The sequence below is a fragment of the Flectobacillus major DSM 103 genome, from assembly GCF_000427405.1.
GTDB lineage: Bacteria > Bacteroidota > Bacteroidia > Cytophagales > Spirosomataceae > Flectobacillus > Flectobacillus major.
The window spans coordinates 5233412-5248931 of sequence record NZ_KE386491.1 but is presented as its reverse complement, the minus strand read 5'-3'; the positions used below and the strand labels follow the sequence as shown (position 1 = coordinate 5248931).

Here is a 15520-nt window from a genome sequence, read left to right as displayed (position 1 = left end):
AATACTTAATCAACTTATAAAGAACCTCTTAATGATAAATAAAAAGGGTTTTCGATATGCTCTTTCGACGAATTGAGTACCAATTGGGCAGCGGTAATGCCCATCGCTTCAAAGTCGGTCGAAATTGTTGTAAGCCCTTTCATAATAAATTTTTTCAATGGAGTTTCATTATAAGAAATAATACCTACGTGTTCGCCAACGGTTAGATTAAGGGCGATGATTTTTTCTAATAACTTCACCAAATCGTCTTCCATTAGGTTAATAAATACTTCTCCCTCATTGACAGGTTCGTCGCTAAGATGATGAACAATATGGTGATTAAAAGCGTAATTGCTACAAAAAGTAATAAATCCTTTGATTATCTCTTGTGGAAAATAGCTATTTTCAGGAAATATCAGTTTGATAGTATGGTATTTACTCAAAGCGTCTAATGCCTCGGTAAGAGCATTGACAATGTCTTTTTCAAAATTTTCATATACTGCTCCATAGCTCCCTTGTATATCCTTGATTTTTTTATCAATAATAATAAGCTTGTCTTTGGGCAATTGGTCGAGTAATTTGTAGGCTTTTTCCTCCTCATCAATAAAATGTGGAATTACTACATAATGGGTATAATTACTTTTTTGTTGGCTCAGTAGTTTACTAAAAAGTACGTAGTCGTTGTTATAGATATAAAAATCTATAGCGGCTTTGTCGCCCAAGGTTTTTACAAAAGCATCATAAATAATTTTTTTGTGCGTACTGAGTTTGTTGAACAACAAGAATATCTTGAGCTCTTGCGACAAGAATGTACTTGCTACAAAATACCCTTTACCTGGCGACGATTTTAGAACACCTAATTTCCGAAGCTCGTTATAACCCTTTTCTACGGTAATTCGTGAAATATCGAACTCGATACTGAGTTCATTGATAGAAGGCAGTAAATCGCCAGTAGTAAGTATACCTTGGCGAATACCGCTCAATACCGAGTTGACAAGCTGTTGGTATTTGGGTGTAGCCGAAAACTCGTCGATAATAAGATATTCTAAAAAAAGTTCTTTTTTCATAATGAATTACCTATGCCTACAATAATTACAGATAAAAGGATAATCCCAATGCCCAACAAAATAGTACGAAAGGTGGGTTTGGAAACGCCTTTCCATTCACCAAAGAAAATTCCCCAACAGTTAGAGGTTAGGATAATCGTAGCCATGTGCAAAATCCACGAACTTGCACCATTGCCGAGTTTGCTTTCGCCCATTCCATAAAAGAAAAACTGTAAAAACCATGTTGTGCCTGCAACCGCCGCAAAGGTATAGTTTTTGCGTAAAGGCGACTGCTTGTTGAGATAATCACCGAAAGATTTATTTTTGGTATTGAGGTACATACACCAAATAAAATTGGTAGTAAAACCTCCCCAAAGTACCACTATAAAAATGACATTATTCTGAAACAAAGGATTACACCCATTGGCTACGGCTACATCGGCCATTGATTTGCCTGCTTCAATTCCAAAATTAAAACATGCGCTCATAGAACCCGAAATAACTGCCACAATTAGCCCTTTGGTCAGATTAAATTCCTTAATAGTTTCTTTCTTTTGGGCATCGGTCAGTTCTGCCTCTTTCATCATGCCTGCTTTGCCACAAACTACAATACCCGCCAGACAAACCAATACTCCTAGCAGTACCACTTGCCCACCCGTATGCGTAATCATATAGGTAAACGTACCAACAGTATCGGTAGTAAATAAATCACGGTAAACAGCGGGTAACAATGCTCCAAAAGTGGAGCATAAACTTAGGGCAATCGACATCCCCAACGACATTCCCAAATAACGCATGGCTAGCCCAAAAGTAAGCCCACCGATACCCCACAATAACCCCATGATATATGTCCAAAACAAAATGGTATGGTCGGTTTGCTGAATTATGCCCATAAAGTCGGGGATAGTCAAATAGGCCGCTAAATAGGGTACTAACAACCAAGAAAAAACACCGCCAATTATCCAAGCACTTTCCCAAGCCCACGATTTTACACGATTGTAAGGAATATAAAAACTACCAGAAGCAAAGCCTCCAATTGAGTGAAAAATAAGACCAAAAATTGATTCCATAGAAGGTTAGTTAGTATTTTATAAAGGATAAAAACAAATTATATAACTATACAAAGTCTATTTATTGAAAAATAAATAAAATGTATCACAAAGATAAATATCATTACCCCATACAACTATCCTAATCAATCTTTGAATATTGCTGTTTTTTAATATCCAAAAGTTATTAAAAACATCACTATAAATATATTATACAATTATAAACTTCATACTATAGGCTTGCTGTTTTTAAAAGCGTCACTTATCTTTATATAAACTTGAAGTTATAAGTCAGTGAAGGAATCGGCGAGCCGAAAATAGTTAATTGGTAGGCTTTGATACCATTTTCGGTACGGAGATATACCGAATAGGCATTTTTGCGGGCATATAGATTATATACCGTAAATGTCCAGCTACCCTCCCAACGGCGTTTTTTCATACTTGGATTACGGATTGTCCATGAAAAATCTAGTCGGTGATAATCTTTGATGCGTTCGTTGTTTCGGTCTTGGTAAAAAGGATAATTTACGCCATCAAAACGAACAATGCCTGAGGGTACAGTAAACGGTCGGCCTGTATTATACACAAAAGTAAAACCAAATTCGTGGTGTGCCCCCTGACCAATAATAAGGCTTGAGTTGAAGCTATGAGGACGGTCAAAATTACTAGGATACCACTTGCCCCCATTGATTTGTTCTTCGTAGCGGTCGCTTACTTTTATCTGATTGAGGCTTCGTGAAAAAGTATAGTTAATCCAGCCTGTGAGTTCCCCTTTTTTCTTACTCAACATTACTTCTAATCCGTATGCTTGGGCTTTACCTTGCAAAATTTGTGTTTCTAAATATGGTTGTAACAAAAAATCGGACCCTGGCTTATAGTCTAATACATTTTCGTTTTGGCGATAATAACCTTCCAACGAAAACTCATAAATATTATCTTTCAGATTTTTGAAATATCCTACCGACCACAATTGACTGCTTTGTGGCTTGATATAGGCATTGCTGGTTGCCCATCGTGAGGTTGGTAATGGTGTAGTAGTATTAGATACTACCTGCAAATATTGGCGAATAAAATTATAGCCAAATTTCAATGAAGAACTATTATTCAGCGAATACTTTAGGGCTATTCGAGGTTCTAAACCTCCGTAAGTCTGAGCTACTTGCCCTGCTCGGTATATAGTAGAATCAATTACTGTAAAGTCAGATTTTGGTACATCTGATTGGTATTGTCGCAAAGTAGTAGGGCCCATAGACCAATATTGAGCATATCGTAAACCAACAGATAAAGTAAGTTTGCTGTTTACTGTAATTTCGTCTTCGGCAAAAATACCTGCTTCGATACTCTTTTCTCGTGGAATAGCACTGTAATTTACACTTGTAGATTTGTTGGGATTGAGTGTTCCTGGACTAATATCATACCAAATAGATGACACCCCAAACTCTAAGCGATGTTGTTGATTGGGTATATAATTAAAATTGGTTTTGAGTTGACGATACAAAATTTCGGACTCAATCGCCACTTTATTATCGGTATTTAGCTCAGGCAAGAGTGTTTTGGGCTGATAACTCGTAAAAATAGCGGTAGATTGGATATTAAATTGGCTATTGACCAAATAAAACCATTTCAGCGAAGCATTTACCGAGCGATAGTCATATTGAGTAGCTGTAGCATTGATATTTCCGATTGTTCCCAATAAATCTGTTTGAAAAAAATCTTTACTCAAATACCCCGACAACGTAAAGGTATGTTTATCGTTCATTTTATAGAACAGCTTGGTAGCTACATCATAAAAATTAGCTTTGATATTTTCTAAACGAGCCGAACCTAATTTGAATAAAAAATCATTGAACGAGCCTCGTGCCGACACCAATAACCCCAACTTGTTTTTGATAAGTGGTGTTTCTATCGTTGCTCTGTTTGAAACCAGACTAATCCCCCCCGTAACTTTGGTTTGGGTCAAGCTAGGATTAAGCATCGAAACATCCAATACAGATGCCGTTCTACCACCAAAACGAGCAGGAATTCCCCCTTTATAAAGCTCTAAACCTGCAATAGCATCGGGGGTAAATACCGAAAATAGCCCAAAAAGGTGTGTCGGGTTAAATATAGGGGTATCGTCTAGTAACATCAAAGTCTGGTCGGTAGTACCTCCTCTAATATTAACACCATTGGCAGCTTCACCGACAGAAGTAACCCCCGGCAACATCTGAATACCTCTCAGAATATCTGTTTCACCCATAATTGCGGGGATTTTTTTAATGGTCTTGATACTCAAAGGCGTTACCCCCAACAGTGGCCGCTCTATATTTTTATCAACACCCTGTGTAGTTACCATTACTTCGTCTAGTTCTTTGGCAACATTCACCAAGCTAACCTCTAGCCTCAAAGTGGGTTGTTTGAAAGCTATTCTCCTTCTAAAACTACGATAACCTAGCATACTGATGATGACACTATATTCTCCGTAAGGAATCAACACCGAAAATTTTCCTGTTTTATCCGTAAATACCCCTTGCTGTTCTATCCTAATAGTTGCCGATTCCAAGGGTTTGCTATCGCTAGAATCACGGACAACACCCTCAAAAGTAGTGTATTGCTTAACTTTATTTTGTTGTGCCAAAACAGCAAAACTGCCTCCACACAAAAGTATCAGTAATAGTATATAATTTTTCATAAGTAAAATGTCTGGAGGAAATGGGTACTACAATAGATTAGTTTTTCCAACCTTTGGGCTGAATGGGCGTTCGGGTGTCGCTTGGAACACAAGCAGCAAATGGTGGCCTCGTTGGTGGGTTTGACGGTTCTTCTACTATTAAATGCCCCAATATGTAGGCATATTTTCCTGTAGCATCGGTTCTATCGAGCCAAAACTGTTGTTTTTGGATATTGGCTACCCCAAAAAAACCAACTACTTTTTCATCGGGGTTGGTGATATTCTGAATATTGCCAACAATAGCCGATGGTGGCGTATCTGCTAGCCCACCAGATGAACTCGATAATAATTCTACTAATTTATAAAACTTATATACTTCTAACGATACGCTAATTTGTTCGATATTGACCAGGCAGCCATAATCATAATAATAGGGAATCTGGGCTACTAATTTGTTTTGAACCAAACGCCCGTCCGAAGCTCGGTCCGATTGTACTATTATATTGGGATTATGAAAAATAGCATAACAAAGCCCTTCACAGCCATAATCAAAATAGGGCCTACCTCTAAGGTTTCCGCTAGCCACAACACATTGTTGTGAACCGTAGTCTAATATAGAGTTATTACAGGTTTTGCAGTGCTGAAGCCTTTCGTAATGCGTATATCGCCAAAGATAAAAATTGGTTTTATTCGGAATATCCTGATAGTCAACATATAACTCATGTGCCGAAAGATAGCTTTGGCCATCGTCCGACATTTTGCTTTTCAGATTAAACTGGCTATGTACTTTGGCGATTGGCGGTGTTGTGGTGAGTTGTTCGGCAGTAGACTGGTATTGGTCGCCATTGGGCAAACTAAATAACAAACGGTAATGCTGATTAGGAAGTGCTACAAACGATTTGGGAGGAACAAATCTTCCTACACTTGGCGATAATAGGGCTATTTGTTCTTTGGTTTCTTCCACCTGAATAAAGGCTTTTATGCCCTCTATTGCCAAAGTTTTGGCAAACTCCTGTGAATAGGAAGAATAGTAAATTTTAATGGTGTCGGGCTCTTGTGCATTGTCGGTAAAAAAGCCTTCTACCACTAACCTTTTTCCATCTTTTTCAAAATCTATTTCATAGGGGTCAACACAGGATTGCAACGAAGTACAACATGCTAGCAATAGCATGATTTTCAAATATTTTCTGAAGGACATGAGGGTACAGTTAAATACGGCTGAGATAAAACAAACTATTGTAAAAATAAACAAATATCTTGGAAGGAGCAGGTATAGTTAAATTATTTATTAGAAAAATCAAAGTTGCTGTCAAACGTTACAAAGTTTAATAGCAACTTTGATTTTTACTATGTTTACTTCTGTGGCGAGTTACTCAACAATTCAAGCCCTGTGCCTGTTCGTGGTTTAAATCCTGTCCAAGTTTTGGTATTTGAATTGGGTTCTACTGTTAGGTATTTTTTGTAATCTAACTGCTTGAGGTATGTACCCAAAAAGGCTGTTACAAAATGTTGATTGATATTATTGATTTTTTTCTCGTCCCAAGCTGGCTCCGAATAGTGCATATATTCCTGAGGAGGTACTCCACTCTGCAACGAAGCCACTGGCGGAGGATTGGGAGCAACATTGTGTCGAGCATTTTTGTAAGTCAACAAAAAGCGTTCGGCATTGATAGCTCCTGTATAAATAGCTTTTATCCCTGTATCATATCCTGAAATATCGTCTTGGTCGCCTGCCACAAAAAGGGTAGGAACTTTTAAGCCCTTTAAGCCTTCAGCATCCCAAACGCCTCTTTGCATACCCCAAGGAGCAAATGCAACTACTGCTTTAATTCGTGAATCAATTGAGCTCGTATATACTTCACTGTTAGCACTCCGAATCTCGATAGCCTTGCTACCATTGGTCATTCCTACAAAGGTACTCACAAGGGCTTGACTATAGCCTGCACCTGCAACATTCAATACACCATAGCCTCCCATCGAGTAGCCTATTAATGCCGTTTGATTGGCATTGACTAACCCTTTCAAAAAACTATTTTTATTATTACTTTCTTCAGCCATTTGGTTCAAGACAAACAATATATCTTTTGAGCGATTCAATAAGGTACTCTGAAAGGCTGCACCATCTTTATGTGTAGACTCGGTGTGGTCTATTGCCACAACAACATAACCCTTCGAAGCCAAATTTTCGGTTAAGTAGGTCATCAAATGACTCGACCCTAAATAGCCATGCGACACTATCACCAGCGGAAATGCTCCATCTTTGAGATTGGGACTGGCATCTCGCTCGGCTCTACCCAAAAAACTAAAAGGAATCAAGGGGCGTTTGGGGTCGTTGGTTGTACCCAACACATCGCTGTATGTAACCAAGCCTTTGCTATTGGCCGAATGATTGGCTGGGTACCAAACTTCTACCGACAGCGGGCGGTCGTACAGAGGGTCTATGCCATCTTTTCTTTTTAAAATATCTACTTGATTTTTGTGAACCCATTGAAGCGAACGAACGCCAACCATATAAGTACCTCGGGGCGATAACTCTGGAGCATCGGGTAAGGCATCGCCATAAACAAATGTTTCTTGAGCCAGAAGTGAAACGCTAGAGCATAGTATCAACAGGCTAATGAAAAAGGATTTGGAGAAATGAGGTTTCATTGAATAGACGGTTTGTTTGATTGTTTTTGAAATGGAATTTAAACAAAAGAAAAAGCGTTTCAAAATCCCTTCGACCAACAGCATTATATTACCTTTTATTGTACAAGACGCTACAATGTTTTTTCTCTAAATAAACTTACTCATACGACATACAATACACACATAATCAATACATTATCTCAAAAAACTTCTCTTCTATCATCTGCCAGATAATTTTATTATTGCAAAATTAAATCTACTTTAAGTTTTGGTTTTTCAGATAAAAAAGAGCCTTTGTTTTATCCATTTCCTGTATTCTAAACATGAGTCAGCCAACAACATTATTGCCTCATAAATCAGTGTATTTTTGACCACCCCCACCCCTTCTGATTCTTCTAATACCCTTATGGATTTTTGGTTTGTTGCCATAGTATATTTCTTGGGAGGTCTACTAAAGTTTATTATTATTTTTGACAAGCAATAAAAATGGCTATTTTTACTAAAATACCATTATTAAGAAAGAAGGCTTTCTTGGGAAAATACTAAATCATCAACCTTAATATGAAAAAAATTGCTTTACTTTTGCTGCTATTACCCTTCCAGTTTTTTGCCCAAAGTTTCTCGAAAACAGAAATTGCTCGTTGGGAAAAACAAGCTAAACAAGTTCAAATTATTAGAGACCATTGGGGTATTCCTCATATTTATGGTAAAACCGATGCCGATGCCGTTTTTGGACTATTATACGCTCAATGCGAAGACGATTTTAAAAGAGTAGAACTCAATTATATTGAAAAACTTGGTCGTTTGTCGGAAATAAAAGGTGAAAGCGAACTTTACAATGACTTACTGATACGAATGCTTATCGACTCGGCCGAGGCTATTGCCGACTATAAAAAAGCACCTATCTGGCTCAAAAAACTATTGAACGCCCACGCCGATGCCATCAATTATTATATCTATAAAAACCCTCAGGTAAAGCCCGCTTTATTAACTCGCTTTCAGCCTTGGTATTCTTTGTTATGGACAGACGGCAGTATTGGGGCTATCAATACCGCCGATTTGACTACGCATGATTTAAAAAATTTGTACGATGGCAAAGATGTTGTCGGAGCTATTTCGCCCAAAAAAGTAGAAGAGGAGATTTTGACTGGTTCTAATGGTTTTGCTTTTTCGCCTAAAATTACGGCTTCGGGTAAGGCTATTTTGTATATCAATCCACACGTAACTTTTTATTTTCGCCCAGAAGTTCATGTGGTGAGCCAAGAAGGGCTCAATGCTTATGGGGCTGTTACATGGGGACAGTTTTTTGTGTATCAGGGTTTTAACGAACATTGTGGCTGGATGCACACCTCTAGCTATACCGATATTTCGGATACTTATATCGAAAAACTTGATAAGAAAAACCAAAAATGGTATTACACCTACGACAATACCCAAAAGCCTGTGATTGAGCGTAAAATTAACCTCGGCGTTTTGAAAGGAGGAACTATCGAACAAAAAAGCTTTGATGCCTTGTTTACGCATCATGGCCCAATTATGGCCAAACGCAATGGACAATGGCTTAGTATGAAAGCCAATAACCGCTCAATGGTAGGGCTTATTCAAAGCTGGCAACGTACCAAAACCAAAAGTTTTGCAGAATATAAAAAAGTAATGGGCTTATTGGCCAATACTTCCAACAATACCGTTTATGCCGATGCCGAAGGTAATATTGCTTATTGGCATGGCAATTTCTTACCAATAAGAGATACCAAATTTGACTGGTCGAAGCCCGTTGATGGTACTACTTCGGCTACAGAATGGAAAGGACTTCATAAGGTAGACGAATCGGTGCATGTATATAACCCAAGCAATGGCTGGTTACAAAACTGTAATGCTACACCTTATACGGTTGCAGGTATCAATAGCCCTAAACGCAAAGACTTCCCTAAATATATGGCTCCTGATGGCGAAAATTTTCGTGGTATCAATGCCGTAAGAGTACTAAATAGCTATCAGGATTATACCCTCGATAAAGTTATAGCTGCAGGGTACGATACTTATTTGGCGGCCTTTAGGGTACTTGTACCTGCTTTGGTGAAAGCCTTTGAGCAGAGTGTTCCTACCGCCGACCCTCGCTATATTGAACTGGCCGAGCCAATAGCCCAACTCAAAGCTTGGGATTATCGTTGTAGTACTACGTCTGTGCCTACTTCTTTGGCGATAGAATGGGGACAAAGATTATTACCTGCTATTCAAAAAGTACAAGTTGCCGATGAGGAAAAAGCTGACCAAGTCGGAAAAACAACGCAATTTGCAGCCACAGCTTCGCCCAACGATTTGTTAGGGCCTTTCAAGGAAACTATTACCGAGTTAAAAACCAAATTTGGTACTTGGCAAGTAGCATGGGGCGAAATCAATCGCTTTCAGAGAATTTCGAGCGATATTGACCAACAATATGACGATACCAAACCAAGTATTCCTGTACCATTTGCTTCGTCGGCATGGGGAATGTTGCCTTCTTATACAGGGCGTTATTTTGCGGGTACTAAAAAACGCTACGGTGTCAATGGCAATAGCTTTATTTGTGCTGTAGAGTTTGGTACAAAAATTAAGGCAAAATCATTACTTGCTGGTGGGCAAAGCGGCGATATGTTATCAAAACATTTTAACGACCAAGCCGAAATGTACACCAAGGGACAGTTTAAAGATGTACTATTTTATAAAGATGATATTGTAAAACATGCCGAAAAAACTTATTTCCCTGGACAAAAATAAGGCAGAATTATAAGCGACTGAATCTATTTACCATTTTCTACTACTTTTCTATTAGCAGGCAAATCGGCCTGCTAATAGAACAATAAGACTCAGCCACAACATACAAGAAATGCACCTCAGCTTTCTAAATCAACGTCTTTAATATTGCTATTTCAGCTTTCATATTTGCTTGTATTTCTACTATTAGGGTTTCGTTGTACTCTTCAATATGTTCGAGGCGGTCGGCTAGGCTTGCCAAATAAGGAAAGCTACTCGATAGTGCCGTACCTTTTAACTTATGAGCCAAGGCTTTTATTTCCTTCAAATTTTGTTCATCAATCAGTTTTTGTAATTCAATATCAAATGTACCCAAATGTTCTTTGGCTATCAGTAGCAACTGAGCCATGAAATTGGCATCGTTATCTAAGCGTTTAGACAACTCGGCTTTATCAAAATGGTAATCCATTTCTTCGGGTATAGTGGTATTGGTTTGCTGGACAGATGATTCCCATTGCACATTTATCCATTTCACAATCGTTTTTTCTAAGGTTGCTCGCACTACAGGTTTGGTTATATAATCGTCCATCCCTGCTTCCAAGCACTTCTCTCGTTCACCCTTAACTGTTCCCGCTGTAAGAGCAATAATCGGTATATGCGTGTCCGACTCCAAAGCACGAATACCCTTGGTAGCCTCGTAGCCCCCCATAACGGGCATCTGCACATCCATAAAAATAATATCAATATTATTAGTTTTATAGGTTTCGATGGCCTGAAGCCCATTTTCGGCTTCTAAAATAGTAGCATTACTAAAAAGCCCTCTAAAAATTGTTTTGGCCAAAAGCATATTCACTGGATTGTCTTCTACAATCATAATTGTTAGCTTTTCGGAAGACGACAATACCTTTGGCACATATTCTTTGTCGAGCCCATTCGTAAATATATGAGTTTCGGTAAGCCTCGACAATGAGTTGTACAACTGCTGAATATTGATAGGTTTCAACAAACGATGGTGTACTCCCAATTCGGCACAGGATGTACTAATGTGTTGATCATCGGAAGAGCTATACAACAACATAATAGGTTGTTTATCAACCGAATAATCTATTTTTTTACGAATATGTTTAATCGTTTCTAGGCCATCCATGTAGGGCATGTGGTAATCCATCAGAATTACATCATATTGTCGACCCTCCTCCAGATACTCCAAAGCAACGATACCATTTTCGGCCTGTTGAGAAGCAATATTTTTGAGGGCCAGCATTTCCTGCAAAATTTGGCGGTTATTAGCATTATCATCTACAATTAAGGCTTTCTTAATCTTGTCGATATTGTCCCACTGCATTGGTTCTCCCTGCTCAGAACGCAAAGACACATCGAAGTAAAAAGTACTGCCTATTCCTTTGGTACTTTCTAGCTTGAGGCTAGACCCCATCAAGCTCAGTAGTTTATTAGAAATAGTAAGCCCAAGTCCTGTACCACCAAATTTTCGTGTAGTTGATGCGTCTTCTTGTGCAAAGGCATTAAATATTTTGGTTTGATTAGTAGTATCGATCCCAACGCCTGTATCTCGTACCAAAAACCTAAAATTGGTATAGCCTTCGCTGGTAGCTGGCAATACCTCCACTTTGAGTTCTATTTCGCCTTTTTCAGTAAACTTAACAGCGTTTCCTAAAAGATTTACAAGGATTTGTCTCAAACGCACAGGGTCTGTCCAAATAAAGCGATGAATGTCTGGTGGAATATTTAAGAGTACTTCCAACTTTTTCTCATCGGCCTGAAAAGTTATAATATTGATAATCTGCTGACCTAGCTCTAAGAGGTCTGTTTTCTCGATAACCAACTCCAGTTTGCCTGCCTCAATCTTTGAAAAGTCTAATATATCATTGATAATATCAAGCAAAGAATTGGCCGACTGAAACACCGTTGACATATATTTATGCTGAGTTTCGTCGAGTTTGGTTTTCATCAGTAAATCTGTAAAACCAATAATTCCATTCAAAGGAGTACGGATTTCATGGCTCATATTAGCCAAAAATTCAGATTTAGCTCGCCCACCCTGTTCGGCTTGTTCTTTGGCATGACGCAACGAATAAGAAAAACGATAGGATAAAATAAGGTTTTGAAAGAAAATAAAGCTCAAATAGCCAAAAAAGAAATAAATAGGATTATAGTCTATAAAACGATAATAACCTAATATACTGAATATTACAGCAATACCCAAAAAGATAAAACTCAGTAAAGCATAAAACGAGCCTTGTCGCTTGAGCAAAAATGCCCTAATCACAGTAATGAGGTTATAGACCACAAAAATCAAAACGATATAATAAAAATAGCGGGCACTATAAGTATATATATAAATAGGTGCTACGATTAGCAATATCGTAAAAGCTAAACTACTACCCGCAATAAATTTAAGGAAAAGGTCGCCCGTTTCTTCTGGATAGAGTCTTCTTAAAAAAATACAAAATACAAAAATAGCACAATACATTGCTCCATACTCTAGGTGTATGGTTATATGCCAGTCGATATTAGGAAACAGATGATGTAGATAATATAGGTTATCGACCCCAACAATTCGATAGACAAACAATAGGCAGAAAATACCAAAATAGAGTACCTCCCGCTCGTGTTGCCCCATAAAGTACAAGCCAAAAAACAAGAATGCCCCCATCAATAAAATACCTGTCAGTAGCATATCTGAAGCCAATTCTCGTTCTCTGGTTTCATATAAATCCCGAGGATTACCTATCTTAATTACTTGCGAAAAACCACCTTTAGAATGGTCAAAGTTGGCTACCTGTACAACTATTCGTAAAGTGTCAGATTTTATATCATATATTTTCAGAATAGGAAGCCAATGTGGTTTGTAGTGTTGACGGTCTTTGGCTACAATACCATTTTGGGCGATTAATTCGCCATTAATCCAACAGCTATAGCTCGAATACGCTGCAGGAATGGTAAAGGCAACAACAGGGTTTATACGACGATTGATATATATGGTATTACTGTAAGTGGCATACCCAAACGCCTTTATGGGTAGTGCTAGTTGGGGCTGTTCATTCCATATCTTAGAAAACGGAACATAGTAATTGGGAGCGAATTTTCCGCTTTGTACTTGTTGGGGAGTCAATAACTCTTTCCAATAAAATGCCCAATTGTTTGCTAATGATATAGGTTCTTTTGCTGAAAAGTCATATTGTCGAAGGTCAATTGCACCATCGGTTATTGTTTGAGACCAAGCCATATTGGGTATAGCTAGGCAAAGAAGTATCCATCCAACCCATGTTGTATAGATACGAGCAGGTAGTTTCATAGTGTGGTAAAAGAATAATAACGCAAAAATGTCATAGTAAGGCAACTCACTCGAAATGTTCGATTCACACAGAGTTTTTTTCAATAGATTCATACACTTTGCCTGATATAAATATTAATTCAGATAGAACATTCAAAATGCTTAGGCATAAGTTACTCACACATTTTACCCTTCGATTCTACTTAGAGGGATTTTATAAAAACGAGTGTGTTTATATATTTAATATCAAATTATCGGCTATTATACACTATATACGGCTATTGTGTATATTTATTTTGTAAAAAAATCTATTTTATCTCTGTTTGATAGGATAAGTTAGTAAAAAAATGAAACAAATGAAGTAAGTGTATAGATAAGATTATTTCTGAGTAAATAGATTCTCTTTGCAATAAAACCCGTCACATCAGTTTATTGTATCAACCTGCTGCCTTATTGCACTGTTTTTTTGAGCGAATGAGCAATAATATGTGCCATAATATCAACCGATTCGGTTGTAAATAAATACTTTGATGGCTGCAAAAGGTGTTCACCAAAATACCCTTTTTCTGTACCTTTATAATCCATCTGAAAAACACTGGTGCATAATACTAACCGATATGCCTGTTTCTGAATATCGAAAGTAATGATGGGATTAATAAAATTGGCTTCTTTTTCAAGGCAAAACAAAAACAATGGGGCATCTAACAACGATAAGCCATTAAGACTAGCTACCAAATTGGCATCAAAATACTCATAGTGCATAAATTCAACAGGAACGCCCTCTTCTTCAAGCAAATCTTGTAAAGCCAATAGTTTATTTTGCATTAATTTGATAGGCGTATTTTCGGGCAAAAAAGTACTAAAAGGCTTCCAAAGCTCTGAAAAAACATCTAAATATTCGAGCGATTGCGGAGCTAAGTCAGCTTTGTAATCAAATAAGGGGTAACCTGGCACAAAGTACCCCGGGTAAAAGTAGTTCATCCCTTTGCTTTGACAAAAATCCATTTTTAGGTACATCAAATATTTGCCTAAGCTATGTTTTTTATATTCGGGGTCATAAAAACACGAAATACCTGCGGCACTGTCTTCTCCCAAATCAAAAAAACCTGTGGCAATCAGCTTCTGATTATCATACACATTCACTTCGTAGGCATCAAAAATTTCTCGTTGGGTATCGCCATATAACAGCTGCTGCAAAGATGAAGAGGTATCGAAAGTAATATGTTGTCGGTATTTAGCAAAAAGGGCTTCCTGCTTCATAGTCAGCGATGCGGGCTGAATTTCTACCCTAAATTTTGCATTGAGTTTGGCAAGCTTTTGTTTGGTTTTGGGGTACACAAGATTAAATAAATCAATACGAAGCCAAATAGCACTATAAAAAACACTATTGAACTTCAGAAAATTGGTTGTAAAAATACTTTGCCCCATCCTAAACCAGCCATCGGCAAGGTAGGTATCGAGTTCTTTATTGGGAAGATGTTCGGGCGAATGTAACTCTGCAAGCATTGATAACTCTTCTAGTTGATAAATGGGTATTAAAGTAAGCGTATATGAATTATGAGTAGCAGAAGTACAAATCAGCAAATGCTAAACAAGTACTAAGAGGAGGCTTATACCTACGACACACCTCCTCCGAATCTTATTTTTGCGTAAGTGCGTTTCCTTCAAATTGGATACCATCCCAGCCAAATTTGATAAAATTTCTGATGTTTTGGTGGTCTGTTCCTATGGGGTTTTCGAGTACATCTTTTCTATAAAACGCACCAAAACATGCCAAAGTTTGACTTTGGGTTAGGTTTTGTATTTGGGCAAACGAAAACAACTTGCAAGAACCCGAATTTTGCCCTGCCTGATTTATGGTATCGCCATTACGAAAAGCTGTTGGCGTAAAGTCATAGTGTTGGTCGATAGTTGCAATAACCTCACTAAACTCAATACTGTCGGGAGTATTCTGGATTTTTTCTAAAAGCAAAACGATAGACATAATGATGATTTTGATGAAGTACAAAATTACGTCATGTTTTGTTATGCTTTAGGCTTATACAGTGTAATTTTTCGTACTATCTCAAGGTTTTTATCCTAAAAAAACTCAAAAAAGAATGTTCTATATTACCATTAAACTACCATAAAATTATTTTTC

9 protein-coding genes are annotated in these 15520 nt (G+C 37.8%); 1 reads left to right on the top strand and 8 read right to left on the bottom strand.

The features are described 5' to 3' along the window. Positions 1 to 14 precede the first annotated feature (14 nt). From FLEMA_RS75315 to FLEMA_RS75295, 5 genes are all read right to left on the bottom strand, one after another. Positions 15 to 1046: a GntR family transcriptional regulator gene (locus tag FLEMA_RS75315; protein ID WP_044174044.1), complete on the bottom strand. Its 1032-nt coding sequence runs from the start codon at positions 1044 to 1046 to the stop codon at positions 15 to 17. Then, positions 1043 to 2095, bottom strand: coding sequence for an L-rhamnose/proton symporter RhaT (gene rhaT / locus FLEMA_RS75310; RefSeq protein ID WP_044174041.1), 1053 nt, complete (start codon positions 2093 to 2095; stop codon positions 1043 to 1045). The genes FLEMA_RS75315 and rhaT overlap by 4 nt, the downstream gene beginning before the upstream one ends. A 247-nt stretch (positions 2096 to 2342) precedes the next feature. After that, positions 2343 to 4745 carry a TonB-dependent receptor gene (locus tag FLEMA_RS75305; RefSeq protein WP_044174040.1) on the bottom strand — a complete coding sequence of 801 codons (2403 nt, stop codon included), beginning with the start codon at positions 4743 to 4745 and terminating at the stop codon, positions 2343 to 2345. Positions 4746 to 4782: 37 nt separating this feature from the next. After that, positions 4783 to 5922 (bottom strand): DUF4249 domain-containing protein, encoded by a 1140-nt coding sequence (locus tag FLEMA_RS75300; RefSeq protein WP_081681405.1) that lies wholly within the window; start codon positions 5920 to 5922, stop codon positions 4783 to 4785. 155 nt (positions 5923 to 6077) lie between these two features. After that, the gene (locus tag FLEMA_RS75295) at positions 6078 to 7373 is read right to left on the bottom strand and encodes an alpha/beta hydrolase family protein (RefSeq protein ID WP_044175336.1); all 1296 of its coding nucleotides are present in this window, start codon (positions 7371 to 7373) and stop codon (positions 6078 to 6080) included. Between the two features lie 540 nt (positions 7374 to 7913). Here FLEMA_RS75295 and FLEMA_RS0162485 point away from each other — a divergent pair. Beyond that, positions 7914 to 10109: a penicillin acylase family protein gene (locus FLEMA_RS0162485; RefSeq protein ID WP_044174035.1), complete on the top strand. Its 2196-nt coding sequence runs from the start codon at positions 7914 to 7916 to the stop codon at positions 10107 to 10109. A 124-nt stretch (positions 10110 to 10233) separates the two neighbouring features. On the opposite strand, the gene FLEMA_RS76400 is transcribed toward FLEMA_RS0162485, so the two are convergent. From FLEMA_RS76400 to FLEMA_RS75280, 3 genes are all read right to left on the bottom strand, one after another. After that, positions 10234 to 13332: a response regulator gene (locus tag FLEMA_RS76400; RefSeq protein WP_159102743.1), complete on the bottom strand. Its 3099-nt coding sequence runs from the start codon at positions 13330 to 13332 to the stop codon at positions 10234 to 10236. Positions 13333 to 13830: 498 nt separating this feature from the next. Next, on the bottom strand, positions 13831 to 14886 hold the full coding sequence (locus tag FLEMA_RS75285; RefSeq protein ID WP_044174034.1) for a hypothetical protein: 1056 nt from the start codon (positions 14884 to 14886) through the stop codon (positions 13831 to 13833). A gap of 133 nt (positions 14887 to 15019) precedes the next feature. After that, positions 15020 to 15364, bottom strand: coding sequence for a HopJ type III effector protein (locus FLEMA_RS75280; protein WP_044174032.1), 345 nt, complete (start codon positions 15362 to 15364; stop codon positions 15020 to 15022). Between the last annotated feature and the right edge of the window lie 156 nt (positions 15365 to 15520).